Origin of the sequence: Janthinobacterium sp. KBS0711 (assembly GCF_000988085.1) — a bacterium.
Taxonomy (GTDB): Bacteria; Pseudomonadota; Gammaproteobacteria; order Burkholderiales; family Burkholderiaceae_D; genus Janthinobacterium; species Janthinobacterium lividum_E.
On sequence record NZ_LBCO01000033.1, the window covers coordinates 35418 to 35829 of the forward strand.

The window sequence follows — 412 nt, forward strand, 5'->3', positions numbered from 1 at the left end:
CCTGGAAGACGCCACCAGTTTCGCCAAATACCTGGGCGGCTCGTCGGCGAACATCGCCTTCGGCACGGCCCGGTTGGGCTTGAAGTCCGCCATGCTGTCGAAAGTGGGCGACGACCACATGGGCCGTTTCCTCACCGACACTTTGGCCAAGGAGGGTTGCGACGTCAGCCACGTGGACGTCGACCGCGACCGTCTCACGGCGTTGGTGATGCTGGGCATCAAGGACAAGAACACCTTCCCGCTGATTTTCTACCGTGAAAATTGCGCCGACATGGCCATCGACGCCGCGTCGGTGAATGCGGCCTTCATCGCGTCGAGCAAGGCGTTGTTGATCACCGGCACGCATTTCTCTACCAGCGCCATGCACGCCGTCAGCACGCAGGCGCTCAAGCTGGCCCGCGCCAACAAGGTG

At 62.4% G+C, this 412-nt stretch carries 1 protein-coding gene; it reads left to right on the top strand.

Annotated elements, in window-relative coordinates; genetic code table 11:
• A partial coding sequence (locus VM94_RS27355; protein WP_235432956.1) for a PfkB family carbohydrate kinase occupies nucleotides 1-412 on the top strand: 412 nt, incomplete at both ends.